Here is a 22,187-nt window from a genome sequence, read left to right on the forward strand (position 1 = left end):
TCATAAAGTCTCCCTCACGTAAAGGAAAATCCCCAGGCCAGGAACGAAATACATGCTTGAAAAAACGAGAAACCATCCAGGAATAGAAGAGAATGAGCATCCTTGAAAAAATTAAATCCCTTGGGTTGGAACTCCCACCTGCACCTAAGGCGATTGCCGCCTATATACCTGCCATACAAACAGGAAATCTTGTATTCACTTCCGGCCAATTGCCCCTGAAAGAAGGCAAACTTATGCTTACGGGAACCCTGGGAGCCGGGCTTTCTATTGAAGATGTGAAGGCTGCCACAGAACAGGCGGCCTTGAACGGACTTGCTGCAATCGCAGGAGTGATCGGCGATCTGGATAAGATCAAAAGTATCGTAAAGATCGGAGTATTTGTTTCTTCCAGTCCTGATTTTACGGAACAACATCTTGTCGCAAATCATGCATCCAATCTACTCTTAAGTATTTTTGGAGAAGCTGGACGTCATGCGCGCTTTGCTGTTGGAAATTCCGCTCTTCCATTAGGAGCTCCGGTGGAAGTAGAAATGACGGTTTCCTTAGGATGATCAAAAACCTACTCAGAGATCTTAGTCTTGCATTACCTGCAACATCCATAGTTTTAAATGGATGGAAAAGGTTTCTTTCCCAACTTTTAGGAAGATTTATAGAATTTTATTCCGAAAAAAGTGGGAAGGAAAAATTGATCTTCGTTCTGGCATTACTGCAGTTATTTTTCAGCTTGGGAAGTTGGATCAATTATTCCATCAATTTAGGTGTAGAATCCCAATTGGATATTATCTCCAGGCTTGGTAATTTTTTCGGAATAGAACCTAGTCGTAGCGGTATAGAAGAAGTGAATGTAAGGACCGCATCCAATATATTTTTTATCATCCCTTGTTTTTTAACATTCTTCTTTGGTGGTTTTTGGAGAAGTGAATGGATCGGCAAAACGATTGTGATCTTACAAGGATTTTCCGGGATATTACTTCTGCTCGGAGCTTTATTACCAGACGTATTTTTCGTAAGTTTCATAAGAGATCAGGACTATTATTATAATTTTAATTTTTACGCGTTCTGTTCCTTTTGGGCGTTAACGACCGCTTCTTCCTTAACATTATGGAATTCTAAACTTTAACTCTGTCTGATGGATACTTTCGACTGGGACTCCATCAGATATCCTCTATTCCTTACACTTAAGGTAACTTTTTTCTCCACATTCTTTGCCGCTTTACTAGGGATATTTTTCGCCTATTGGATGTCAAAGCTCCGATTTTTCGGAAGGGCATTTGCGGATGCTGTTTTGACCTTGCCGATGGTTCTTCCTCCCACAGTGCTTGGATATTATCTTTTAGTCCTATTCGGGAAAAAAGGAATAGTCGGTCATTTCCTTTTGGAACAATTCCAATATTCTATATTATTTAATTTGCATGGAGCAGTTTTAGCGTCCACAATCGTATCCTTTCCTTTAGTTTATAGATCCGCAAAGGCTGCCTTCGAAGATCTGGATCCTGAATACGAAGAAATTTCTCTCACTTTAGGAAAATCCAAATGGGAAACCTTTTTAACCGTAATTCTCCCGCTTTCCTGGAGGGGAATTATAGCGGGATCCATGATGGCCTATGCAAGAGGAATGGGAGAATTCGGAGCTACACTTATGATCGCAGGAAATATTCCTGAAAAAACACAAACAATCGCGCTAGCAATTTATGATTCTGTTCAATCTGGAAAGGATGAGTTTTCGTTAGTCTTAGTATTCGTAGCATCTATTACTTGTGTATTGGTATTGACAGTTTCCGGGATTTTACTTAAAAAATCACATTGGTAAGGACAGGACACGAATGATCAAAAGATTATATATATTACTCCCAGTTTTACTTCTACTCATCCAATCTCCTTCTTATACACAAGAGAAGGAGAAAGAGATCACCATTTCCGCCGCATCCAGTTTAACCGATGTGCTCAAAGAACTTGGAACCACATTCAAACAAAAAACCGGTGTCAAAGCTGTATTCAATTTCGGATCTTCCGGAAGTTTATACCAACAAATCGAAAAAGGTGCTCCGGTAGATGTCTTCATATCTGCGGATCCGGATATTGTAGACAAAGGAATCAAAGCGGAAGTTTTGGAAACTTCTACAAAAACTATTTTATTAAAAAATACTTTGGTGCTCATCCAGCCTAAAGCGAGCGAGCTCAAGATCAAAAAGTTAGAAGACTTACAATATCCTGAGATCAAGAAGATAGCGATCGGAAACCCAAGCTCTGTTCCGGCCGGAAAATACGCGGAAGAAGTGCTCACTAAGAACAATCTAAACCTTTCCTTAAAAGAAAAATTCATCCCTGCGGAGAATGTCCGTCAGGTCTTAGATTACGTAGGAAGAGAAGAAGTAGAAGCCGGATTCGTATACGTCACAGATGCAGCGATTGCAGAATCTAAAGTCAAGATTGCATTGACTTTAAGCGGACACAAACCGATCTTATACCCGGGAATTTTGGTGACCGGGACCAAAAATCCGGAAGAAGCAAAATCTTTTCTGGAGTTCTTGAAAAAATCCCCGGAAGCGAAAGAAACTTTTCTGAAATATAAGTTTATACTTCCTTAATGTCTTTAACCGTAGATATCAGAAAAAAACTCTCCGATAGAAACCGAAAATTCGAGCTGGATGTTCAGTTCGAATTTTCAGGAGAATTTCAGGTATTATACGGACCTTCCGGAGCAGGAAAAAGCCTCACCTTGCGGGCTCTAGCAGGACTTTTAAAACCGGATTCAGGACGGATCTCTTTCGCAAATACTGTCTATTTTGATTCTTCTTCCAAAAAATATATTCCACCTCAAAAAAGAAATCTAGGTTACGTTCCTCAAAGTTACGGACTATTTCCTCATCTCACAGTCAGGAAAAATATAGAATTTGGATTAAACAATTTCTTTCAACTTACTACGAGTAAAAAGACTAAAGAAACGGTTTCTAATCTTATGAATTTATTCGAAATAGAAGAAACTTCTGAAAGTTATCCGAAACATCTTTCGGGTGGACAAAAACAAAGAGTGGCGATCGCAAGAGCACTTGCCCGAGATCCTAAAATTTTACTTTTGGATGAACCATTTGCGGCACTCCACGCGGATTTAAGACAGAAGATGAGAGAAGAGCTAAAAGGTTTAAGAAAGAAGATCAGCATGCCCATACTTCTAATCTCTCATGACCCAAAAGATCTGGAGTATTTCGGGACTTCTGCTCTTTATATGGAAGACGGTAAGATTCTTAATAATCGTTCTTAATAATCGAAAATCCCCAGATCCATTTTAGCTTCTTCGGAAGCCATTGCTCTTGGATCCCATTTAGGTATCCAGACCACTTCTACTTCGACAGAGTTGATACCTTCGACCCGAAGAGCATTGTCTTGGATCTCTTGTTTCATCTGTGGACCTGCGGGACAAGCCATAGAAGTATAAGTCATTTCAATCTTGGCCTTATCACCTTCAACCTGGATCTTATAGATCAAACCTAACTCAGCCACGGAGATCCCGATCTCGGGATCTTCTACCCTATGGATCTCAGCATAGACCCTTTTTTCGATCTCTTGAGTTGGTTGTTCTAATAATTGCATCTAACCATTAGTCTACCGGAATGGCGACTTCGTGTAAAGAATTTTAAGACTCTTTTATTTTCCATCAGAACGGATTTAAAAAAGGAGCGCTTAAGCCTAGGATCAGTATCAACCAATTCGGAACTTTTAGAAAAACCATCAATACAAACAATGTACAGAACACAAAAAGATCATATGCGGAATACACCGAAGAAGTGAAGACCGGAGTACAGAAGGCGGACAATAAAATTCCCAAAGCGGAGAACTGGATTGCGTCTATCACAGCCCTCATTTTGGAATAATTTCGTATCTCTTCCCAAAGAGGAAAAAACCCAAACACCAAAAGAAAAGAAGGAAGAAATATAAAAGCGGTAGAGAGGATCGCTCCGCTAAAGCCGAAGATCATAAAACCTAAATAAGAAGCGAATGTAAATAAAGGACCTGGCATTGCTTGTGCGGCTCCATATCCTGCTAAAAATTCTTCCTTTCCGATCCAACCTTGTCTTACTACTTCATTTTCCAATAAAGGAAGGACCACATGTCCTCCGCCAAAAACCAAGGCGCCTGATCTATAAAATGAGTCCGAGATCGTAAAAAGAAGTAAACCGGTGAATGATCTTAATAAAGGTAATAAGAAAAGAAGAAGGAAAAAAAATCCTAAGGACCAGAATGCGATCCGTTTCGGAATAGAGAAAGAAACCGAAACATAAGGGAGATCCGATTCTTCTTGAAATAGAAAAAATCCGATCCCTGCGCCTATCAAAATTACGATCAATTGAGTATATGCGCTCGAAAACACTAGAGCAATAATTGCAGAACCTATGACCAAATAGATCTTGTAAGGATGTTTCTTGGAATTTTTCCACATCGTCAAAATTGCGTGAGCCACAACTGAGGCAGCGACCAATTTTAAACCGTGAACCCATTTTAGATCCGGAACTATATTCGATTTTAATAAAATTCCAAACCCGACCATCAACAAAATAGAAGGAAGCGTAAATCCAATCCAAGCCGCGCATCCTGCTTTCCAACCGGAACGAAGAGTTCCGATGCAGATCCCCAATTGGCTGCTCGCAGGACCTGGGAGAAATTGGCAGACAGCTAATAATTCTTTATAAACTTCTTCCGAGATCCATTTTTTTTGAATTACGAATTCTTGATAAAAATAAGCGAGATGGGCAGTGGGCCCGCCAAAAGAGATCAGGCCCAGTTTTAAGAAGGTGAAAAATACTTCTTTCATTCGAAAACACTATTTAGGCCCTGCGTGTCGACCCCGCAAGACCTTTCGGAAAATTTAATCCTCTACTGGGATCCAAATTTCTAATCCACCCATTCCTGTGACTGGATTAAATTCTTTTCCGTATCTCTCTAGGTTTGCACCCTCGAAAGGTTTTACACCGGAATCCGGAAACCATTTGCCTGCTGCTGCAAAGGTTGCTCGAATCCCGGCAATATGACCCTTATGAGTAAACACTGCATACTTCTGAGTAGGGATCTTAAGTACCTGAAACTCTTTAGGTAATCCGGAAGAGTTTGAAACTTCTATACCGCACATATAATCAAAGTTACCTTCTGCATCGAAATTATAACAAACTCCGTAAGCAGCATCTCCTACTTGAGAAGGAATATTTCCCAAGTATGCTCCGAAAGTTTGCCATTGATTTGGAATTCCTGCAGGCATTTGACAATCATAATGTTCTACAAGACCTGCAAATAGCCTAGAGGGAATAGTTTCGAATCTGGGTGGATCGATTTTAGGAATTGGTTCTGCGTTCAAGGTGATAGCCTCCACTAAGTTCACATTACCAAGATGACCCTGGGACTTCAGTTGTTCCGGAGTGATAGAAAATTGATCTCTAAAAGCCCTTGTAAATGCTTCGTGAGATCCATAACCTATATCCAAAGCGATATCTAAAATATTGGATCCTTTATCTACCAATATTTTTGCAGCTTCGCTCAAACGTCGTCCTCTTAGATATCTCATCAAAGAAACTCCCATAGTTAAAGAAAAACTGCGGGTCAGATGAAAAGGAGAAACCCCTGCATTCTTTGCCACATCCTCCAGAGAAATATCTTCTTTGGAATGACCTTCTATAAACCAGAGAGCTTTTTGAATAAAATCCATACAGTCCTTGGTACTGTTTCCCACATCCTAAACTTTTCTTTTTACTCTTGCTTGATAGTTCTTGCGATCTGAAAAAATTTTTATTTTTTCGGATAAAGTTTAAAACCTAATTTTTTGGCCACAGACCTAAATTTTTCATCCATAGAGCAAAGTATCAATTCGTCCGAGATAGCCTTTCGAATATGTAATGCAGTGGCCAAATGAGCTGCATCCAAGGACTTTAATTCCAAAATTTCCTTATTCTTTTTAATCTCAGTTCGAACATCATCATCCAGATTTTTTAAATTGATCTGAGAAATGAATTCCCCCAAAAAGTTTTCCGCATCTTTAAACCAATTTTTCGATAGATGTTTTGCTTCTTTAGAATAAGTGAAATTTAAACTTCTGAAACTTTCTATCTCAAGTAGAATCGAACCAAACTTGAGGTCCGATCTGTTGAAATAATCCAAATGGTCTTCGTAACCGGCTTCTGCATAAAGAATATTTAATAGAAGACTAGTATCTATATATAAGACCATTCAATCCCTGTCCGCTTGGTAAGCTTCCCTCCAAGCTGTGGAGACTCTGGTTTTGACTCCAGTATTTAATAGAATGGATTTCGGAATATTGATTCCTTTTGGAGTTTTTGCAGGGATAATAGAGTTCGCGTTAGCCGCTTCTTTGAGATATTGTTGAGTGCGATCCGATTTTTGATCCACTTTTTTGATCTCAGCAATCGGTTGATTTCTATCCAAAATGAGAATAGTCTCCCCACCTCTTACAAAATCCAAAAAACTGCTCAGGTTATTTTTTAGATCCTTGATACCAACCGCTTTCATGCCTTTATGGTAGCCACCGGAGCCACTTTGTCAATTCCTTTTGGACAAAAATTCCTTACTTCCCAATCGCCTTTTCTAAAGTGTTCCAAGCTAAGGTCGCACATTTAATACGAGCCGGAATCTTCTTTACCGCTTCCATAGATTCCAGGTCTTCATATTCTTCCGGAAAATTAGGGGCCTTATCTTCTAAAAGCATTCCTTTAAATTCTTGTAGAAGTGATTTTGCTTCAGAAATAGTTTTTCCATAAAGACTGTCAGTAAGCATAGAAGCAGAAGCTTGGGAGATAGAACAACCCTTCCCCACAAAACTGATCTCAGAGATGATATCTCCTTTCAGCTTTAGGAATAATTCTACCTCGTCACCGCAGAGTGGATTCACCCCTTCTTGATGAAGATCGGAGTGTTCCATCTTTCCGTGATGTCTTGGATTCTGGTAATGATCGAGTAGTACTTCTTGGTAAAGACTATCGCTTAAGGACACGGCCGAAAATCTCCTTCACTTTCTTTAGACCTACCAAAAGAGAATCTACGTCTTCTTTGGTATTATAAAGATAGAAAGAAGCACGGCAGGTGCCTGCGATTCCTTTGAAATCCATAAAAGGTTGGGCGCAATGATGTCCCACACGGATCGCAATCCCTTCTTCGTCCAGAATGGAACCTACATCATGAGGATGTACTCCGGGGAAATTGAAGGAGATGACTCCCCCTCTTTTGCTTAGATCATTTGTCCCGTACAATTCCAAACCGCCGAAATCTTCCAATCGATCCAAGGCGTATTGTAGGAGTTCCAACTCATGGTTTCTGATCTCCTGCATTCCTACTGATTCCAGGTATTCTAAAGCCGCTCCGAACCCTATAACTCCGGAGATATTCGGAGTACCTGCTTCCAATCTTGCAGGAAGATCCGCATAAGTGGATTTTTCCTTCCATACCTTGGAGATCATATCCCCTCCCCCCATCCAAGGAGGCATAGTGTCTAAGATCTCTTCTTTAGCGTAAAGAACTCCTACACCAGTTGGTCCGAGCATCTTATGAGCGGAGAATGTATAAAAATCAAAATCTTCTTTTTGAACGTTTGTAGGAAGATGGCAAATCCCTTGGGCACCATCTATCAACACTTTTGCTCCGACTTCCCTTGCTCTACGAATAATAGCAGAAAGATCGTGAATGGTGCCTGTTACATTGGACATCTGAGCAAGAGCGACTAACTTTACTCTTTCCGTAATGATCTCGTCCAGGTTACTAAGATCCAAAGTAGAATCTTGGTTAAGAGGAATAAATTTAAGAACAGCCTGTTTTTCTTGGGCCAACATCTGCCAAGGAACTAAATTAGAATGGTGTTCTAATTCAGTGAGTACGATCTCATCGCCTTCATGAATATTGGTACGTCCCCAAGATTGAGCGACTAGATTAATGGATTCAGTAGTATTGCGTGTGAAGATGACCACCTTAGCGCAAGCGGCTCCGATAAACCTGGAAGTTTTGATCCGGGTCATCTCGTATTTTTCGGTGGCCTTTTGGGAAAGATAATATATCCCGCGGTGAATGTTCGCATTCTCCGCTTCATAATATTTACGAATGGTATCTATGACAGACTTAGGCTTTTGAGAACTAGCTGCGCTGTCCAGAAACACCAAGGGCTTACCGTTCATCTGCGTAGACAGAATCGGAAAATCTCTGCGTATCTTTTCGAGATCAAAACTCAAAACTTTTGCTCTCCTCGGTTCCCCATGTCAATCCTCTAATTCCACTTCGACTTCGTCACCCACGATTCTAGTCTTATAGACTGGCAAATCTTCCACTGCAGGCATACAAAGTACCTTGCCGGTGCGGATATTAAACTTTGCAGAATGTCTTGGACAAACGATTACGTCCCCTTCTAATTCTCCGGTCGAAATATCCTCTCCGTCATGGGTGCAAAGATCCGCAAATGCACAGATCTCGTCCCCCAGTCTAGTCAACCCTACCCTATGGTAACGGGTTTCTGCTACGAAGATCTCCCCTTCTTTCAGATCGGAAAGTTTAGCTAGTTTCTGAAATTCTCCCATTACTTGCCAAGCATCCTAGATTCTATCATAGAGGATAATTCTTCGCGAACTGTTTCGGAAGGAAATTCTCGGATTACTTCGTTTAAGAAGCCTTCTACGATCATTTTGCGGGCCTCTTCTTCCGAAATACCTCGAGAAGCTAAGTAAAATAATTGCTCTTCGTCTATTTCTCCGACAGTGGCTCCATGTTCACATTTTACACTGTCTGCGAATACTTCCAATTTCGGAATGGATTCCGCTCTTGCAGTTCTGTCCAGGAGAAGGTTATTATTGATTTGGATCGCACCCACATCCTTACAATGAGAAGGTATATGAAGGTTTCCTGTGAATACATGATGAGCCTTTTCTCTTACAACAGTACGATACAAAATAGAACTTTGTGCATGGCTTTCTGAATGAAGAATGCGTATTTCAGTATCCTGGAATTCCCTTCCTTTTAAAGGAGAAAGACCAGCATAACGTGTCCAACATCCTTTACCGGCAACATTCGTATCGTAGAATGATTTCCCCTTATATCCGCCCCAAGAAGCAAGACTTGCATGAAACTTAGAATCCTTCTCTTGGATCCCGTATGTAGCTCTAAAATGAAAAGTAGAATCCCCCAAGTTTTCCAGACTGGAATATTGGAAATCTCCGTTGGGCGGCGTAAGAAGAATGGTAACTCCGCTCATCAAGGTCAGATCTTTTTGAGAAGCAGACTCCCATCTTTCTATAAAATTGGATTTGGCTCCCGAAAAAGCATCTACGATCAAAAGTGGAAGAATAATATTTCCATCCTTACATTCAATTTTGATCTCAGGAAAAGAAGAAGGATCCGAATCTAATTGTACATAATACGCGTGAGTGAATCTGGAAAATACAAAAAGTGGAAACCATTCTTTAGAATAAAAGGAAACCGCAGGCGCAGCCTTTTTCAGAACTTCCGAAAGTTTTTCCGCAGGAAGATCCTGTAATCTAGTGATTTTTGCATTTCCGGAAACAGTTACAGAAGAATCAGGACAAATCTTAGTATATTCTGAAATTTTAAAATTAGAAAGGCTGATTTTTCTCCAAGATTCCAGAGAAGAATCCGGAAAAACGGCAGAGTTCAGAAGTTTTTCGGCGTTCGTACGGAATTCGGAAAGAATGGATGGCTCCTTCTTCTCCTTAATATATTCCGAGATTGATTCCGCCAAAAGCATTCCTTTAGTTCGCTCCGTTTAGGATCCAATCGTATCCTTTTTCTTCCAATTCCAGAGCGAGCTCGCTTCCACCTGTTTTAAGAATCTTACCTTGTGCAAAAACGTGAACGAAATCAGGAGTCACATAGTTCAACATTCTTTGGTAATGTGTGATCAGAAGTATGGATCTATCTGCGGATTTGTTTTTAGTGATCCCTTCGCTAATAATTCTAAGTGCGTCTATATCCAAACCTGAATCTGTCTCATCCAAAACGGAAAGTTTAGGTTTGAGAAGGGTCATCTGAAGGATCTCGTTCCTTTTTTTCTCTCCACCGGAAAAACCGTCATTCACGTATCTTCCGATCCAAGTATCAGGAACTTCTAATAAAGCAGTGGCTTCTTTTAATTCTTTGCGGAATTCTTTAACAGGTAGGTCCTTGCCTCGGACCGATTTTAATATGGTGCGCAAAAAATTTCCGATCGTGACACCAGGAATACTAGTGGGATATTGAAAACAAAGGAAGATACCGGCCCTTGCTCTTTCGTCGGTTGGTTTTTCAAGAAGGGATTCCCCTCTGAAAAATATATCCCCGGAAATCACCTTATATTTTGGGTGACCCATGATGACATTTGATAATGTACTTTTTCCGGATCCGTTTGGACCCATGATGGCATGGACTTCTCCCTCGCCGATTGTAAGGTCTACCCCTTTGAGGATTTCCTGTACTTCACCCGATTCGGTTTCCACTCCGGCGCGAAGATTCGAAATTTTTAGTAGTTCCGCCACGTATAGGACCCCTGCCTAGGACTATGTTTTTATTCCTGAGGCGGAGATCAATAGGAAAGATGTTTGGAAGCCGGGTCTTCAGTAGGATTCCCAGTCCAGGCGGAGGATAAGAACGTGATCCTCGCCCAAATTCAGGGTGAATAAGACATATTGACGTTTGGTTTCTATATCATGGAAAGGTTCCGTAAATCCGGAAACTCGGCTGGAATGGTAAGTTTCTGCCTTATGGCGGATGAAGAAAGGTTTCCAAGCATAGTTATTTCCTACCTCGGTGAGTAACCTTGCCCAAGGAAGATCATAAGCTTCCCTCTTGAAAGTAGGAGTTACCTGATAACCATGCATGTCCGTGACCAGAACAGAAGTGGTCTCCAGAGGAAGTCGATCCAAAATACTGCTTAATGCTTCCGCCATCGATTCTTCGGAAGAAGTTTCCAGATCCTTGAATAAGTTCACAAACTGATCCAAGAAGGATTGTTCTTTTCTGAGATTTTCCAGGATTTCTAAGAACCTAAGCCCTGAGAATTTTTCGAGAGAAGTTTTAAGAGTTTTATTAAAACGTTTTTTGTCCTGAAAGTCCAGAGTCGGACGAGAGAAATAAAAACCTTGTAAAAGATTAGCTCCCATAGATAGAGCAAGATACAATTCGTCTTCATTCTCCACCCCTTCGAATAGAAGTTGAGAACCTAATCTTTGGGACATTTCAGAAATTGCGGAAAGAACATTTTTGAAAGAGCGTCTATTCAAACTCTCTCTCATAATTTTTATGTCCACTTTCATAATATCCGGATGGATATAGCCGATTCTTTCTAAATTGGAAAAACCGACTCCAAGATCGTCGACTGCAATCTTGATCCCTCTTTCTCTAAATAGGCTTACTATATATAAAAGTTTTTCGATATTTCCTTCGAACTTATCTTCTGTGATCTCTAAAACTAGATCATTCGGGTTAATATCATACTTGTCTATAAGATGAAGAATATGCAGACGTTTGATATCCAACACTTCTCCCGTGTACACCATGGAGAGAAAGTTTGGCATCATATTCAGGAAAATTTTAGTCTTGAGACCGGTTTCCTTCACATGTTTGATCGCTTTTTCACGAATAATACGATCTATATGTACTAAACGTACGGTATCCGTATCCGGATTATGAAAATGATAACCTAAGGAATGGTATTCGTTGGATTCAGGAGAAAAAACCCTCCCTAAAACCTCGTAACCTATAATATTACGATTCCCGACGTCTAAGATCGGCTGGTAATGAGGGGTGTAATATCCTTCTCCAAGAGAAAGAATTTGTTGGGACTCGTATTCGGCGAGCATGCAGATTCCAACACTACTAGAATCCGGTTGAAGTTTGCATACAAGCATATTTCCCTGAAACATCGTTAGGAATGAAGACGAAAGCTTGGAAAATTCCCCTTTTTTTCTTATCCTTTTCCCACATTATGGCAAATTATTTGTTTTCTTTTGTTACAAAGCCCCGTCTTAAACGGGTTTTTATTCCAGAAAAAAATAGACGACTAATCGTCATTAGATGAACAATCCATGAAAGAACATTTAGGCTCCATTCTTCATCCTTCCACATTAGAACCTTTGTTTGGAAAATATTTCGGTCCAGTGCAGATCGATAATTCCAAAGAATACAACTCCGGATTATTTTCCAAATTCAGATCCGTGGACTCCGTGCTTGTAGATATACTAGGTGAAAAAATATTTTTAGAACTCAGGATCTACGCGAGCAAATTTAAATCGGGTGCCAATCTTTTGCTCTGGAATAGGGAAACAGGAAATCTACAAGAGGTCTCTCTTTTGGAGAATGGGACTTCTTCTTTTATCCACCAAGGAAGTTTTAAGAACGGTTATTGGAGTTTTACCAAATCGGACAAAAGATTCAATTTTAGATTAGATGATAATATTCGCCAAGGTTATACACATTCCGCCATCTGGGAAAAAAATTTGAACTTTCAATTGGATGCACTTGCTTATACGGGAGACAAGAACAAGGGCAACTGGTTCACTCAAATTTCTCCTTCCGGCAAGGATTGGGTTTTTAAAAATCATTCTCCTGACTTAAGGTTAGAAGGGCAACTTTCCTGGAACGACTTATCCGTTTCTCTGGAAAATGGACTTTTGTCTTATACTGTTGGAAAGGGTTTTGGACCGGAAGTATTTCCTTTAGAAAACAGGATCTATCTGAATGTTTCTGCCAAGAAAAAGATTCATCTTTATTTGGAAGATGAGATCCTAGTTTGGACCAATGGAGAAGTTTCGAATTTAGGAAATGCGATCTGGTCCGGAAATGGGAAACGTAAGATCGTCCAAGATCAAAATTCAAAACTGGAACTTACGTTAGAACCAGAGATAGAGGCAAGCTTCTCTCGTCCCAAAAACTTTGGAACGGAAAAGTTTATAAAAACATTATATACAGTTTCCGGATGGGTCAAGACAAAATCTAAAAAGGAAAAGATCTCAGACGGGATTGCAATTTTAGAAAAACTTCAAAAAGTTTAAGAAGCTATCAGAAGATCCAAAACGGTTTTACCGTCCATCTCGCCGGTGATCGGATTCATCGCTCTTTCAGGGTGAGGCATCATTCCTGCCACTTTGAAATCCGGAGAACAGATCCCTGCGATATCATCTAAACTTCCGTTCGGATTGTCTCCCGCGTACAGGAATAGAATCCTACCTTCTTCCCTTAATTGTTTACGAATCTCTGCTGACGCAAAATAACATCCGTCCCCATGAGCCACTGGAACTCTTAAAATTTTATCATCGGACAAACTACCGCTGATCTTATTTGAGTTAGAAGCTTTTTTAAGACCGATGGTCCTGCAAACATACTTTAGATTTCTGTTACGTATTAATGCGCCTGGGAGATAACCTGCTTCCGCTAAAATTTGGAATCCATTACAAATTCCGAATAGTTTTCCACCACGATCAGTATGTTCTTTTACTGATTTCATTACCGGAGAAAAAGGAGCCATTGCTCCGGATCTTAAATAATCTCCGTAGGAAAATCCTCCCGGAAGAATAACCAGATCGTATTTTTCGGAGAATTGGTCCTTATGCCAGACCTTGTCTACTTTCGCGGAATAGAATTCTGAGAGAACTCTTACGATATCATTATCACAATTTGAACCTGGAAAAGTGACTACCGCTGCTTTCATTCCGTTACGATCTCCGAACGATAAGTTTCAATCACATGATTTACTAAAAGTTTTTCGCAGAGATTGGCCACTGTCTTCTTTGCAGTTTCCAAATCGGGAGAATCCAATTTGACCTCGATATATTTTCCGACTCGTACGTCTTGCACCGATTTTTCGCCCAGTTCTTGTAGAGTGGACTTCACAGTGTTCCCTTGAGGATCGAGAACTGATTCTTTTAGAGTTACGTTGATTCTTGCGATAAACATTTTAATAGTCGATCCTGTATTTCCTTATATGCCGCTTGCAATTCCACAACCAGACTTTCCGGTAAATCCGGAGCTGGAGGAACTTTATTCCATCCGGATTTCTCCAGATAGTTCCTTAAGATTTGTTTGTCCATGCTGGGCGGAGTGGTCCCGATAACATAAGTACTTTCAGCCCAGTACCGAGAAGAATCCGGAGTCAAAATTTCGTCGATCAAGATGACCTTATCATCCGAAATTCCGAATTCGAATTTGGTATCACAGAGCAAAATCCCGGCCCCTGCTACAAGTTCAGCGGCCCTGGTATAAAGGGAAATCGATTTTTCCTTCAAAATAGAGAAGAGTTCGGACCCGATCTCGTTTTTCATCCTCTCTTCGGAGACGTTCTCGTCGTGTCCCGTATCGTTTTTGATTGCAGGAGTAAAACTTGGCTCGGGCAGCTTTTCGGATTCTTTCAAACCTGTAGGGAGTTTTTTAAAAGCGAGAGTGCCATCTTGTTTGTATTCTTTCCAACCCGAACCGGAAAGATAACCACGGACCACACATTCGAAGTCAATCCGTTTGCATTTTTTAACTAGTACTGAACGATCCTTTAATTCTGGATGATCTTTATAAGGAGAAGGAAATTTAGAAACATCAGTCTCTATGATATGATTCGGAATGTCCTTAAAGTAGGAAAACCATTCTGCTGAGATCTTATTTAAAACTTTTCCTTTACCGGGGACGATCTGACGGAAAACCACATCGAATGCGGAGACCCGATCTGTAGAAGATAATATTAGGGAATTTCCTAAATCGTATACGTCTCTTACTTTGCCTATATAAGAAGGTCTGGGGAGTTCACTCATCCTTGGATAACCATGAGAGCGATATCATCGTCGTGGGTCATATTTCCAGAATGTGCCAGTATCTTTTCCAAAGAGAAATTCAGTATATCTTCTTTGGATTCAACAGCTTCTTTCAGGATCTTCTTCAGACTTTCTTCGCCCAAAATATTATAGTTCTCATCCGTTATTTCAGTGGCCCCATCCGTGTAAAGTAATAGAGAAGCACCTTTTTCCAAGACTACGGATCTGAACTCATCTTCTGTCCCGAGTTCTATAGGAATGATTAGAGGTCCCATACCGGGCAATTCTTCTACATTCCCCTTAAAGTACAATAGCGGAGGAGGATGGCCTCCGTTCGCATATTCGAAATTGCCCTTTTTATCTAAGATACCATAAAAGAATGTGATGGAAAAATCTTCCGGCAGGATCTTCTCCAATTGTTGCCTAAGAGTTTTTACTTTTTCTACAAGAGTATTACTTCTTCCTAAATTGGAAACCTGCATCTTTACCATTGCGGAAAGAAGCGCTGCAGAAGGACCATGGCCCGAACAATCTGCGATAAATACATGTAGTTTGTCTTCTTCTATCCATGCGTCGATGAAGTCACCGCCGATCTGCATCAAAGGATGGAATACTGAATTTATACTAAAGCCGTTCCACTCCAATTGTTTTTCGGGCACTAACTCTTGTTGGACCCTTCTCGCCATCACCAATTCTTTTTCGTATTTTTTCTTTTGTTGTAAAAGTTCGTCCTGAAGATTTTTAATACGGATAAATGCTCTGATCTTAGCTACCAATTCTTTTGGCTGGAAAGGTTTATGAAGAAAGTCGTCTCCACCATGAGCGATCGCTTCGTCGAATCCTAACTCTCTATTATAGGCAGTGATAAAAAGGATAGGAAGAAGATTGAATCTATCTATTTCTCTCAATTCCTTACAGAAAGAAAATCCGTCCTGACCAGGCATACTCACATCCAGAAGAAGTACATCTACTTGATTGGTTGCAAGAAGTGTGCGCGCTTCTTCCGTGTTCATCGCGGTTAAAACTTGGAAACCCAGAGGTTTTAAGGTATGAACCAAAAGTTTGAGGTTAATATCCGAATCATCGACCGCAAGGATAGAATAGTCGGAATAATTCAACTGACTCTCTGGCTTCTCTCTATCCACGATCCATTCCTATCATTACAAAATTCGTATTCTATTAAATTGAGCAAATTTTTCAATCAGACAATTCTTCTCGAACTGCTTTGATCTTATCCAAACGATAAACCAATCTATATAAGACCAAAAAAAGTAGATGGTAGGCTAAAATCCCCAACCAGAAAGAGATCCTCATATCCGGATCCATTCCTTTTTTTCCTAATACGGAAGAAGGGTGATTTCCAGGATTGTCCATCCAACGAATGGCCCCCCAGGTTAAGATAGCATTCACACTACAGAACAAACTTAAAAAGGCGGAGAAGATATATTTTTTAGTTTGGTCCAGGACTAAAAACCGCAATAGAAAATAAGCCACAAGACTTAAGACCAATACAAAAAATGAATTTAAACGAGCATCGGTCGTGTCCCAAGGAGTTCCCCAAGCCAAGTAAGCCCAGATCGGTCCGGAAAATAAAACACCAATCGAGAACAAAAGAGAGATCTTATTTGCAGAAAGTGAAAGTGTATCCCAGGTCCTATTTTTAGTCACCAGATACGCAATCGCACAAATAGAAGAAATTCCAGGACCGTACAAAGCCACCCAGGCAACGGGCACATGAAAATAAAAAATCCTGTGGGAGATCCCCTGTTCTAAGATCACATTGGGGTAATATAAACCCAGAAGCACCGCAAACGGAAAAATTGATAAAAACAAAAGAGAGAGTATCCAGTCCCAAGCGGGATGCAGGAGGCGAATATTCATACGCTTGGAAGTGTGCAGGTATCCGCAAATTGTATCAACAAGAATCCTATTCGTCGGAAGTCATTTCTACCAGAAGTGCACCCATAGAACCGTAAAAAACTGCGAATGCCAAAATCAGAGAAAAGGAACCGACCAAGGCGGAAAAAGGTTGGGAGATAAATTTCCTCTCCGCTTCCATTCCATATAAAAATACAGGAATAGAAAGAGGCACGAGAAGTAACGGAAGAAGGATTTCTTTCAGGCGAGAAGATAAACTGATATGGGAAAGAGAAACTCCCAAAAAGGAAAGGCATAATAGGCCGGGAAAGAAGAATACGATCTGTCTTCCAAATTCGTTTATATCCGCGGGAAATGCTGAAAACATCAAAGCAAAAAGCCCCATCAGATAAATGGCGGAAGCTGACAGCGCAATGAACACCAAAATCGATTTAGAAAAATATAAAATCCAAGGAGAAATAAATAGTCTACTTGCAGTTCCGCCTCCTGCTTCTCTTTCTTCCCAGGTGAATTGACCGACTAATACGAACGAGGCGACAAATAGAATGGCCCATTTTAATCCGATAAGAGCGACCAGATCTATTTTACCGTTTCTTTCCAAAGCATAATGGAATAAAAACACCATCGCAGAAACCAAAACGAGTAAGGACAAGATCCCATTACTTGCTTTTCCTAATAGCCGGAACTCTTTTCGAATCAGAGCGAAAATCGCTTTCATTTGGAATTTTCTCCCAATTCCAAAAGTCTGGACTTTGCTTTTAAATTAAAATTAAGGTCATGAGTCACCATGATAATAGAAGAAGAATCCAGCACATTCTCCAAAACAGATCTTGCTTTAGTTTCCCCCTCGCTATCCAAAGCAGTTAGCGGTTCGTCCAAAAGGTAGAGATCCACGTTAGGCAAAAGAGCGCGGACTAACGCGGCTTTTTGCTTCATCCCCCTGGAAAAAGAAGAAACAGGATCCTTTCTTCTTTGCCAAAGACGAAAATCCTTTAACCAGGAAATGATCTGATCTTCGGGACGGCAATCTCCAGCAATCCCTCTGAAATATTCCAAATTTTCTTCTAAGCTTAAAGTGGTATATAAACCCAGATCATGACCTAAGTAGGAAAGTTTAGGTGACCGGGAAGAAGGGAATTTGATCCGGTCCTTGAATTTATCATGTTGCAGAATGGACTTAAGCAATGTAGTCTTTCCGGAGCCGTTCATTCCTCTTACAAATAAAACCTCGTTCGGAAAAACGGAGAAGGAAACGTTCTTTAAAACCGATTTTCGTCCGATACTGTACGATAGGTTAGAACATTCCAATACTGGGATCGATGTTTGCGATGAGACCAATGAGGACAATTTCCCTTTTAAAAGAGTATTTACAAGGCTTAAATTTTGCCAAGCCTCTCTGCATATTTTTATTCTTGATCTTTCCTAATATTATCCATGCACAATTTAAGATTGGTGACTCCGAATACGCAGGTATACTCTGGGGAGAGAATGATTTTTTAGATCCTGAGTTTTACCAAGACGGAAGCCTTGCTCGTTCGGAGCAGGACTTCATAGTAGCAGCCGGCAGACATTGGAAAGGAGCCCCTCCCCCTTCTAAGGCAAGTTTTGAATACGAAGGAAAACAAATCGTCAATTGTGGGATTTTCAATAATGAAGCGGTAGGCTTATTACAGTCTGCTGATCCTAAAAAAAGAGAAAAGGCAATCTCCATGCTGGAGGCAGGAATGAGATTCGACCCTTCCTTCTTCGCTTTTAGATATAATTTAGGAAGAGCTTATCATATTGAAAAAAAATACCAAAAGGCGATCTTTCAATATGAATACGCTACCGCAGAAGTTCCTAAATATTATAGAACTTATTTGCACTTAGGGGTTCTTTACGAACTTCTGAACGAGCAAATACAGGCAGTCATATATTATAAAAAAGCGGTTGAGTTGAATCAGTTCCAAACGGAAGCATTGGTACTTCTCGCAGAACATTATATCAGAACTGACCTGAAAAATAGGGCCCAGATTTATATTAAGAAAGCATTAACCATAGACCAAAACAGCCCGGACGCAAAGCTAGGGCTCGCACGTTTAGAGATCATGGGCGGAAGAGATTACTACGCCTATAAGATATTCCGGAATACGGACCTGTACGATGATCAAGGGAAGAAGAGACCTTATAATAAAAAATTTCATTTCTATTTTGCTGAAACCGCAAGTAAGATCGGCGATTATGTCACAGCTGCAAAAGAATATGAGGAGTTGTTAAAATTCCCCAATGACCCTTTCTTTACCGAATTCTCCCTGAAAATTATAGAGAGAAGAAGGGACCTGGCAAAAAGATTCGCAGAGATCAAGGCTGCTGACGAGGAAGCGGAGAAGGAAGGGCAATAGCCAAACCCGAAAAAGACTTGGCAAACGAAAAGAATTCGTCCAATCTTACGGACGGAGGATCCAATGAAAAACCAAACCAGGCTTTTCGCTTTGGCGACCCTCTTCTTCTTCGTTCCATTATTGGCCCAACAAAAACAAAAGGTCAACGAGGCGGACGTATTTCAGGACGAAACCAGCGAATACACCAAGTCCCTTAAAAAAATCATCGTAGGTCTGGAAGCAACGATCAACGAAAGATTAAAAGACTTGGAGCGCAAACACGATATCCTCGTGGTCCTGATGCCGAAGTATGAGAAACGCCAAACCATTGTCACGGAAGACATTCCTTTCCAAGTTGAAGACGGTTACGAAAGCAATTTGCTCAAGTACATCACGTTCCAATTCAACGGCGGGAAGGTATCCGATATCACTTTAGCATCCGAAAGTAAAAGGATCTACTACGAGGTGATGTTCGAGAATAAAAAGATCGTCTTCAAACCGGCAGATTTAAAATCGAGTGAGGTCACCCACGAAGTTTTCGAAGCAACCGAAGTGACCAGACTCAACGAGATGTCTCTCGAAAACCAGATCAAAGCTTTAAGATTATTGGAAGCGAGTCTTCGTTCTTCCATTTATCGGATAGACATTCTATTGGCTTTGTATAAGGACAAAAAAGACCGCAAAAACTTGTATCATATCGAGTTCTAAAAGACTCTTTTGATCTAGTTTTGTTGAAACCCCGGGGTTTTTAAACCTTGGGGTTTTTTATTTTAGGAGACTCTTATAAAACTAAAATCCAATGGATTGTAGAATATAAGATCCCGCCTATAATTGCGGAAGAAGCGGAGAACCGGAGGACAGCCGGAATAAATCCATCTGCAGTCTGGAATCTATCCCATAATCCAAGTCTTTTCTGCAATTCTCTTTCCCTACCGGGAGTCATTTTAGGATAATCTTTCACAAGAACGGAAGTTTCCGGAGCAGATTCCACCTTCACTTTTTTGTTTAGAGTCCAATTTAAAATTTTGGCCTCTACAAGAAGTAACTCTTCCAAAGATGCATAACGTAATTGAGATAAAGAGCTATAGGTCGCATTTATCCAAGAATCCACAACTTTTAACCATTCGTTCATATTTTCCCTCGTAGGAGGAACAAACTCGAATTTTCCTAGTCCGGCAGCCCAAGAATCGATTCCCAATCGTTTTAAAAGTATCGGGTCTAACTCTATCCTTTCCGCATGCCTGAACACTATCTCAAGTGCATTAAAAAGTTCTGTTCCTGCTGCAACAAGTCGGTCCAATTCTTTGGAGCTGACATCTCTATCCGCAGTTACTATCATATAAGCGTTATTAAAGAACCCTTGAGCATCTACTACATCCGTGCGAGAATGATCCGCGTAATGTAAGACTCCCAATAGACCGGATAAATATTCCGGCCAACCTTTTCCTATTTCCTTTGCTGCCTGAAAATATGCGGAATGGCAAAGTTTATCATGGTCGAAGACCCTTTGCAAAGCCTGCTCGTATTCTTGCCGAATCGTTTCGATCGACTTGGGCAATTCCCGCTTTTTGATTTCGGCTCCTCGAAATCGGATAACTCCATCGGGAGGTACTAAAAATCCATCTCTCAGAGCGGAAAGTAATCCAAGCTCCCTTTCTAAATTTCGCAATTTTTCCAGATCTTCGGATAAGACCGGAGGATATAACTCTTTCAAAGTATTGGATAAGGATTCAATCTTAAGATCGAAAAAGTTTTCCGGCCTCTCTGCGTATAGAGTGAAGGAGCGCCCTAAATAAGCTCCTCTATATTTACTGTTTAAATATTCCTGCTGGTATTCCTCGTCCAGTTTTCCGATCAAACCCTCGTCGGTAGATACTTCTTCCGGAAAATTTATAAGAAGTTTTTTCATAAATTTTTCCTTAAGTTCTTCCGGATTGTCGAAGATCACCCAACTTTCTCTATCATCTAGTTTTGCTGAGATATACCTTCTTTTAGCGTTATTTTCTCTCTCATGATTATAAGGATGTGTTGCCCACATCTTGGGAGGCTGTGCAATGTCGGTTGTAAACACCCTATGCTCGCTCGCATTCGTTTCAGGAAGAACTGTAACCCTACAGTAACCTGGATCATTTAGAATTCTGCCCATATGATCTATTGTACGCAAATGTACCTTGAAAATATTCGCAGTAGCCTTATGTTCCTGTGCTTGCCTATAAAAGAAACTCTGCGCGCTGTCCCAAGTAGAATCCGCTGCTTGCAATTTATGTAATGCATGGATCAATGCGTCACTTCCAGTTACAGATACCGCGACTAAATCCGCCTGGAACTCCATTTCTCTAGAAAGAGCATGCTGGGCCATAAGTACCAAATTGAAAATAGTCTCCAGAGAAGCGCGCAAAGACCAGATCGCTATCCGCATAATCCAAAAGATCCAAGCCAATCTAAGATCCGTATAAGACCAACTTTTTAAAAAATTATCTAATGCATCCCTTCTTGCAATGATATGAGCTGCGATTTGTTGAGCTATATAAACCCAATTGCCGACAGCCATACTTCTTTGTGCAAAATGTCCGAACTCGTGAGCAAGTACTGCTTTAAGTTCGCTAATCGTAAGAACATTCACAAGCCCAAGGCCGATCTCCAGATTCTTTTTAGACGGGAAGAAAAAATTCAGAATAGATAGATCATAGAATACGCAAGCATTTACCCTTGAAGAAAGAAACACTCTATGAGGTCTAGGAGCTCCAGTTTCATCGGCCAATCTATATAAAAACCGGAACAGTTGAGGTTCACTTTCCTCCTTTACCTCATATTCTTGGGAAATTTCTCCTTTCTTCACGAAGAACAATGCCTTAAGCATAAAAAAGGCGATCATACCCGAAGCCAAGGCGGAGATAAAAGTAAATATATCTGAATTTTTAGAACGGAAGCCTACAGATACCAAATAATAAGTAGCCCAGGTAAACCATGCAGTGATCGCAATATAAACGATTGCAAATCCAATAAGTCCGACTACGGCCAGCCAGAGATTTCTTTTATGATTTTTAGTAGGGATCGTCAGATCTTTCGGAACATGAAGAGGGTTTTCGGGATATACAAACTCCATACATTCGTTTCCTTCCATTTATGAGATAGGTATAACAAATAAAGCTCGGATTACGAGATTCCCGACAAGGGAATC

At 40.6% G+C, this 22,187-nt stretch carries 27 protein-coding genes; 8 read left to right on the top strand and 19 right to left on the bottom strand.

What is annotated here, in order from left to right:
• Nucleotides 1-92 precede the first annotated feature (92 nt).
• The 5 genes from CH365_RS07655 to CH365_RS07675 are packed head-to-tail and all read left to right on the top strand — an operon-like array spanning nt 93 to nt 3,262.
• Entirely contained in the window at nt 93-551 is a 459-nt protein-coding gene (locus CH365_RS07655) for a RidA family protein (RefSeq protein ID WP_100768000.1), read from the top strand.
• Nucleotides 548-1,120 carry a hypothetical protein gene (locus CH365_RS07660; RefSeq protein WP_100768001.1) on the top strand — a complete coding sequence of 191 codons (573 nt, stop codon included), beginning with the start codon at nt 548-550 and terminating at the stop codon, nt 1,118-1,120. The genes CH365_RS07655 and CH365_RS07660 overlap by 4 nt, the downstream gene beginning before the upstream one ends.
• Nucleotides 1,121-1,129: 9 nt before the next feature.
• Nucleotides 1,130-1,810: a molybdate ABC transporter permease subunit gene (gene modB / locus CH365_RS07665; RefSeq protein WP_100768002.1), complete on the top strand. Its 681-nt coding sequence runs from the start codon at nt 1,130-1,132 to the stop codon at nt 1,808-1,810.
• Nucleotides 1,811-1,823: 13 nt separating this feature from the next.
• Nucleotides 1,824-2,588 carry a molybdate ABC transporter substrate-binding protein gene (gene modA / locus CH365_RS07670; protein WP_100768003.1) on the top strand — a complete coding sequence of 255 codons (765 nt, stop codon included), beginning with the start codon at nt 1,824-1,826 and terminating at the stop codon, nt 2,586-2,588.
• Nucleotides 2,588-3,262, top strand: a complete 675-nt coding sequence (locus CH365_RS07675; RefSeq protein WP_100768004.1) for an ATP-binding cassette domain-containing protein — start codon at nt 2,588-2,590, stop codon at nt 3,260-3,262. The genes modA and CH365_RS07675 overlap by 1 nt, the downstream gene beginning before the upstream one ends.
• On the opposite strand, the gene CH365_RS07680 is transcribed toward CH365_RS07675, so the two are convergent.
• The 11 genes from CH365_RS07680 to CH365_RS07730 form a co-directional block, all read right to left on the bottom strand.
• On the bottom strand, nt 3,259-3,591 hold the full coding sequence (locus tag CH365_RS07680) for a metal-sulfur cluster assembly factor (protein WP_100768005.1): 333 nt from the start codon (nt 3,589-3,591) through the stop codon (nt 3,259-3,261). The genes CH365_RS07675 and CH365_RS07680 overlap by 4 nt on opposite strands.
• Before the next feature lie 64 nt (nt 3,592-3,655).
• Nucleotides 3,656-4,810 carry a chromate efflux transporter gene (gene chrA, locus CH365_RS07685; protein WP_100768006.1) on the bottom strand — a complete coding sequence of 385 codons (1,155 nt, stop codon included), beginning with the start codon at nt 4,808-4,810 and terminating at the stop codon, nt 3,656-3,658.
• A gap of 54 nt (nt 4,811-4,864) precedes the next feature.
• Entirely contained in the window at nt 4,865-5,695 is an 831-nt protein-coding gene (locus CH365_RS07690) for an AraC family transcriptional regulator (RefSeq protein ID WP_100768007.1), read from the bottom strand.
• A gap of 80 nt (nt 5,696-5,775) precedes the next feature.
• On the bottom strand, nt 5,776-6,213 hold the full coding sequence (locus tag CH365_RS07695; RefSeq protein ID WP_100768008.1) for a PIN domain-containing protein: 438 nt from the start codon (nt 6,211-6,213) through the stop codon (nt 5,776-5,778).
• Nucleotides 6,214-6,513, bottom strand: coding sequence for a type II toxin-antitoxin system Phd/YefM family antitoxin (locus CH365_RS07700; RefSeq protein ID WP_100768009.1), 300 nt, complete (start codon nt 6,511-6,513; stop codon nt 6,214-6,216).
• 55 nt (nt 6,514-6,568) lie between these two features.
• Nucleotides 6,569-6,994 carry a Fe-S cluster assembly sulfur transfer protein SufU gene (gene sufU, locus CH365_RS07705; RefSeq protein WP_100768010.1) on the bottom strand — a complete coding sequence of 142 codons (426 nt, stop codon included), beginning with the start codon at nt 6,992-6,994 and terminating at the stop codon, nt 6,569-6,571.
• Nucleotides 6,978-8,219, bottom strand: coding sequence for a cysteine desulfurase (locus tag CH365_RS07710; RefSeq protein ID WP_100768011.1), 1,242 nt, complete (start codon nt 8,217-8,219; stop codon nt 6,978-6,980). Before CH365_RS07710 ends, sufU begins: the two co-directional genes overlap by 17 nt.
• Nucleotides 8,220-8,246: 27 nt before the next feature.
• Nucleotides 8,247-8,561 carry a non-heme iron oxygenase ferredoxin subunit gene (locus CH365_RS07715; RefSeq protein WP_100768012.1) on the bottom strand — a complete coding sequence of 105 codons (315 nt, stop codon included), beginning with the start codon at nt 8,559-8,561 and terminating at the stop codon, nt 8,247-8,249.
• Nucleotides 8,561-9,742, bottom strand: coding sequence for a SufB/SufD family protein (locus tag CH365_RS07720; protein WP_100768013.1), 1,182 nt, complete (start codon nt 9,740-9,742; stop codon nt 8,561-8,563). The genes CH365_RS07715 and CH365_RS07720 overlap by 1 nt, the downstream gene beginning before the upstream one ends.
• 4 nt (nt 9,743-9,746) lie before the next feature.
• Nucleotides 9,747-10,508, bottom strand: coding sequence for a Fe-S cluster assembly ATPase SufC (sufC, locus tag CH365_RS07725; RefSeq protein WP_100768014.1), 762 nt, complete (start codon nt 10,506-10,508; stop codon nt 9,747-9,749).
• A gap of 78 nt (nt 10,509-10,586) precedes the next feature.
• Nucleotides 10,587-11,831 (bottom strand): EAL domain-containing protein, encoded by a 1,245-nt coding sequence (locus tag CH365_RS07730; RefSeq protein WP_100768015.1) that lies wholly within the window; start codon nt 11,829-11,831, stop codon nt 10,587-10,589.
• Nucleotides 11,832-12,056: 225 nt separating this feature from the next.
• Here CH365_RS07730 and CH365_RS07735 point away from each other — a divergent pair, with 225 nt between their 5' ends.
• Entirely contained in the window at nt 12,057-13,022 is a 966-nt protein-coding gene (locus tag CH365_RS07735; protein ID WP_100768016.1) for a DUF2804 domain-containing protein, read from the top strand.
• Here CH365_RS07735 and purQ read toward each other — a convergent pair.
• Genes purQ through CH365_RS07770 form a run of 7 tightly spaced genes read right to left on the bottom strand, consistent with a single transcriptional unit; the run spans nt 13,019 to nt 17,984 of the window.
• The gene (gene purQ, locus CH365_RS07740; protein WP_100768017.1) at nt 13,019-13,678 is read right to left on the bottom strand and encodes a phosphoribosylformylglycinamidine synthase subunit PurQ; all 660 of its coding nucleotides are present in this window, start codon (nt 13,676-13,678) and stop codon (nt 13,019-13,021) included. The genes CH365_RS07735 and purQ overlap by 4 nt on opposite strands.
• Entirely contained in the window at nt 13,675-13,923 is a 249-nt protein-coding gene (gene purS, locus CH365_RS07745) for a phosphoribosylformylglycinamidine synthase subunit PurS (protein WP_008593368.1), read from the bottom strand. The genes purQ and purS overlap by 4 nt, the downstream gene beginning before the upstream one ends.
• A complete protein-coding gene (locus tag CH365_RS07750; RefSeq protein ID WP_100768018.1) occupies nt 13,899-14,768 on the bottom strand; it encodes a phosphoribosylaminoimidazolesuccinocarboxamide synthase in 870 nt (289 codons plus the stop codon). The genes purS and CH365_RS07750 overlap by 25 nt, the downstream gene beginning before the upstream one ends.
• Nucleotides 14,765-15,913, bottom strand: a complete 1,149-nt coding sequence (locus CH365_RS07755; protein WP_100768019.1) for a PP2C family protein-serine/threonine phosphatase — start codon at nt 15,911-15,913, stop codon at nt 14,765-14,767. The genes CH365_RS07750 and CH365_RS07755 overlap by 4 nt, the downstream gene beginning before the upstream one ends.
• 52 nt (nt 15,914-15,965) lie before the next feature.
• A complete protein-coding gene (gene ccsA, locus CH365_RS07760; protein WP_100768020.1) occupies nt 15,966-16,649 on the bottom strand; it encodes a cytochrome c biogenesis protein CcsA in 684 nt (227 codons plus the stop codon).
• Between the two features lie 46 nt (nt 16,650-16,695).
• On the bottom strand, nt 16,696-17,364 hold the full coding sequence (locus CH365_RS07765) for a heme exporter protein CcmB (RefSeq protein ID WP_100768021.1): 669 nt from the start codon (nt 17,362-17,364) through the stop codon (nt 16,696-16,698).
• Nucleotides 17,361-17,984 (bottom strand): ABC transporter ATP-binding protein, encoded by a 624-nt coding sequence (locus tag CH365_RS07770; RefSeq protein WP_100768022.1) that lies wholly within the window; start codon nt 17,982-17,984, stop codon nt 17,361-17,363. The genes CH365_RS07765 and CH365_RS07770 overlap by 4 nt, the downstream gene beginning before the upstream one ends.
• Between CH365_RS07770 and CH365_RS07775 the strand changes: the two genes are divergently transcribed.
• Nucleotides 17,984-19,027: a tetratricopeptide repeat protein gene (locus CH365_RS07775; RefSeq protein ID WP_100768023.1), complete on the top strand. Its 1,044-nt coding sequence runs from the start codon at nt 17,984-17,986 to the stop codon at nt 19,025-19,027. The two genes, CH365_RS07770 and CH365_RS07775, sit on opposite strands and share 1 nt — an antisense overlap.
• Before the next feature lie 63 nt (nt 19,028-19,090).
• Nucleotides 19,091-19,714 (top strand): hypothetical protein, encoded by a 624-nt coding sequence (locus tag CH365_RS07780; RefSeq protein WP_100768024.1) that lies wholly within the window; start codon nt 19,091-19,093, stop codon nt 19,712-19,714.
• Between the two features lie 73 nt (nt 19,715-19,787).
• On the opposite strand, the gene CH365_RS07785 is transcribed toward CH365_RS07780, so the two are convergent.
• Complete coding sequence (locus tag CH365_RS07785; RefSeq protein ID WP_100768271.1) at nt 19,788-22,112, bottom strand: M48 family metallopeptidase; 2,325 nt, start codon at nt 22,110-22,112, stop codon at nt 19,788-19,790.
• Nucleotides 22,113-22,187 lie beyond the last annotated feature (75 nt).

Source organism: Leptospira neocaledonica, assembly GCF_002812205.1.
In the GTDB taxonomy this organism is placed as follows: domain Bacteria; phylum Spirochaetota; class Leptospiria; order Leptospirales; family Leptospiraceae; genus Leptospira_B; species Leptospira_B neocaledonica.

Bases quoted from the DNA above. Each gene is read 5' to 3' on its own strand.
- CH365_RS07655 (WP_100768000.1), top strand. From the start codon at position 93: ATGAGCATCCTTGAAAAAATTAAATCCCTTGGGTTGGAACTCCCACCT.
- CH365_RS07660 (WP_100768001.1), top strand. From the start codon at position 548: ATGATCAAAAACCTACTCAGAGATCTTAGTCTTGCATTACCTGCAACA.
- modB (WP_100768002.1), top strand. From the start codon at position 1,130: ATGGATACTTTCGACTGGGACTCCATCAGATATCCTCTATTCCTTACA.
- modA (WP_100768003.1), top strand. From the start codon at position 1,824: ATGATCAAAAGATTATATATATTACTCCCAGTTTTACTTCTACTCATC.
- CH365_RS07675 (WP_100768004.1), top strand. From the start codon at position 2,588: ATGTCTTTAACCGTAGATATCAGAAAAAAACTCTCCGATAGAAACCGA.
- CH365_RS07680 (WP_100768005.1), bottom strand. From the start codon at position 3,591: ATGCAATTATTAGAACAACCAACTCAAGAGATCGAAAAAAGGGTCTAT.
- chrA (WP_100768006.1), bottom strand. From the start codon at position 4,810: ATGAAAGAAGTATTTTTCACCTTCTTAAAACTGGGCCTGATCTCTTTT.
- CH365_RS07690 (WP_100768007.1), bottom strand. From the start codon at position 5,695: ATGGATTTTATTCAAAAAGCTCTCTGGTTTATAGAAGGTCATTCCAAA.
- CH365_RS07695 (WP_100768008.1), bottom strand. From the start codon at position 6,213: ATGGTCTTATATATAGATACTAGTCTTCTATTAAATATTCTTTATGCA.
- CH365_RS07700 (WP_100768009.1), bottom strand. From the start codon at position 6,513: ATGAAAGCGGTTGGTATCAAGGATCTAAAAAATAACCTGAGCAGTTTT.
- CH365_RS07715 (WP_100768012.1), bottom strand. From the start codon at position 8,561: ATGGGAGAATTTCAGAAACTAGCTAAACTTTCCGATCTGAAAGAAGGG.
- CH365_RS07720 (WP_100768013.1), bottom strand. From the start codon at position 9,742: ATGCTTTTGGCGGAATCAATCTCGGAATATATTAAGGAGAAGAAGGAG.
- CH365_RS07730 (WP_100768015.1), bottom strand. From the start codon at position 11,831: ATGCTCGCCGAATACGAGTCCCAACAAATTCTTTCTCTTGGAGAAGGA.
- CH365_RS07735 (WP_100768016.1), top strand. From the start codon at position 12,057: ATGAAAGAACATTTAGGCTCCATTCTTCATCCTTCCACATTAGAACCT.
- purQ (WP_100768017.1), bottom strand. From the start codon at position 13,678: ATGAAAGCAGCGGTAGTCACTTTTCCAGGTTCAAATTGTGATAATGAT.
- purS (WP_008593368.1), bottom strand. From the start codon at position 13,923: ATGTTTATCGCAAGAATCAACGTAACTCTAAAAGAATCAGTTCTCGAT.
- CH365_RS07750 (WP_100768018.1), bottom strand. From the start codon at position 14,768: ATGAGTGAACTCCCCAGACCTTCTTATATAGGCAAAGTAAGAGACGTA.
- ccsA (WP_100768020.1), bottom strand. From the start codon at position 16,649: ATGAATATTCGCCTCCTGCATCCCGCTTGGGACTGGATACTCTCTCTT.
- CH365_RS07765 (WP_100768021.1), bottom strand. From the start codon at position 17,364: ATGAAAGCGATTTTCGCTCTGATTCGAAAAGAGTTCCGGCTATTAGGA.
- CH365_RS07775 (WP_100768023.1), top strand. From the start codon at position 17,984: ATGAGGACAATTTCCCTTTTAAAAGAGTATTTACAAGGCTTAAATTTT.
- CH365_RS07780 (WP_100768024.1), top strand. From the start codon at position 19,091: ATGAAAAACCAAACCAGGCTTTTCGCTTTGGCGACCCTCTTCTTCTTC.
- CH365_RS07785 (WP_100768271.1), bottom strand. From the start codon at position 22,112: ATGGAGTTTGTATATCCCGAAAACCCTCTTCATGTTCCGAAAGATCTG.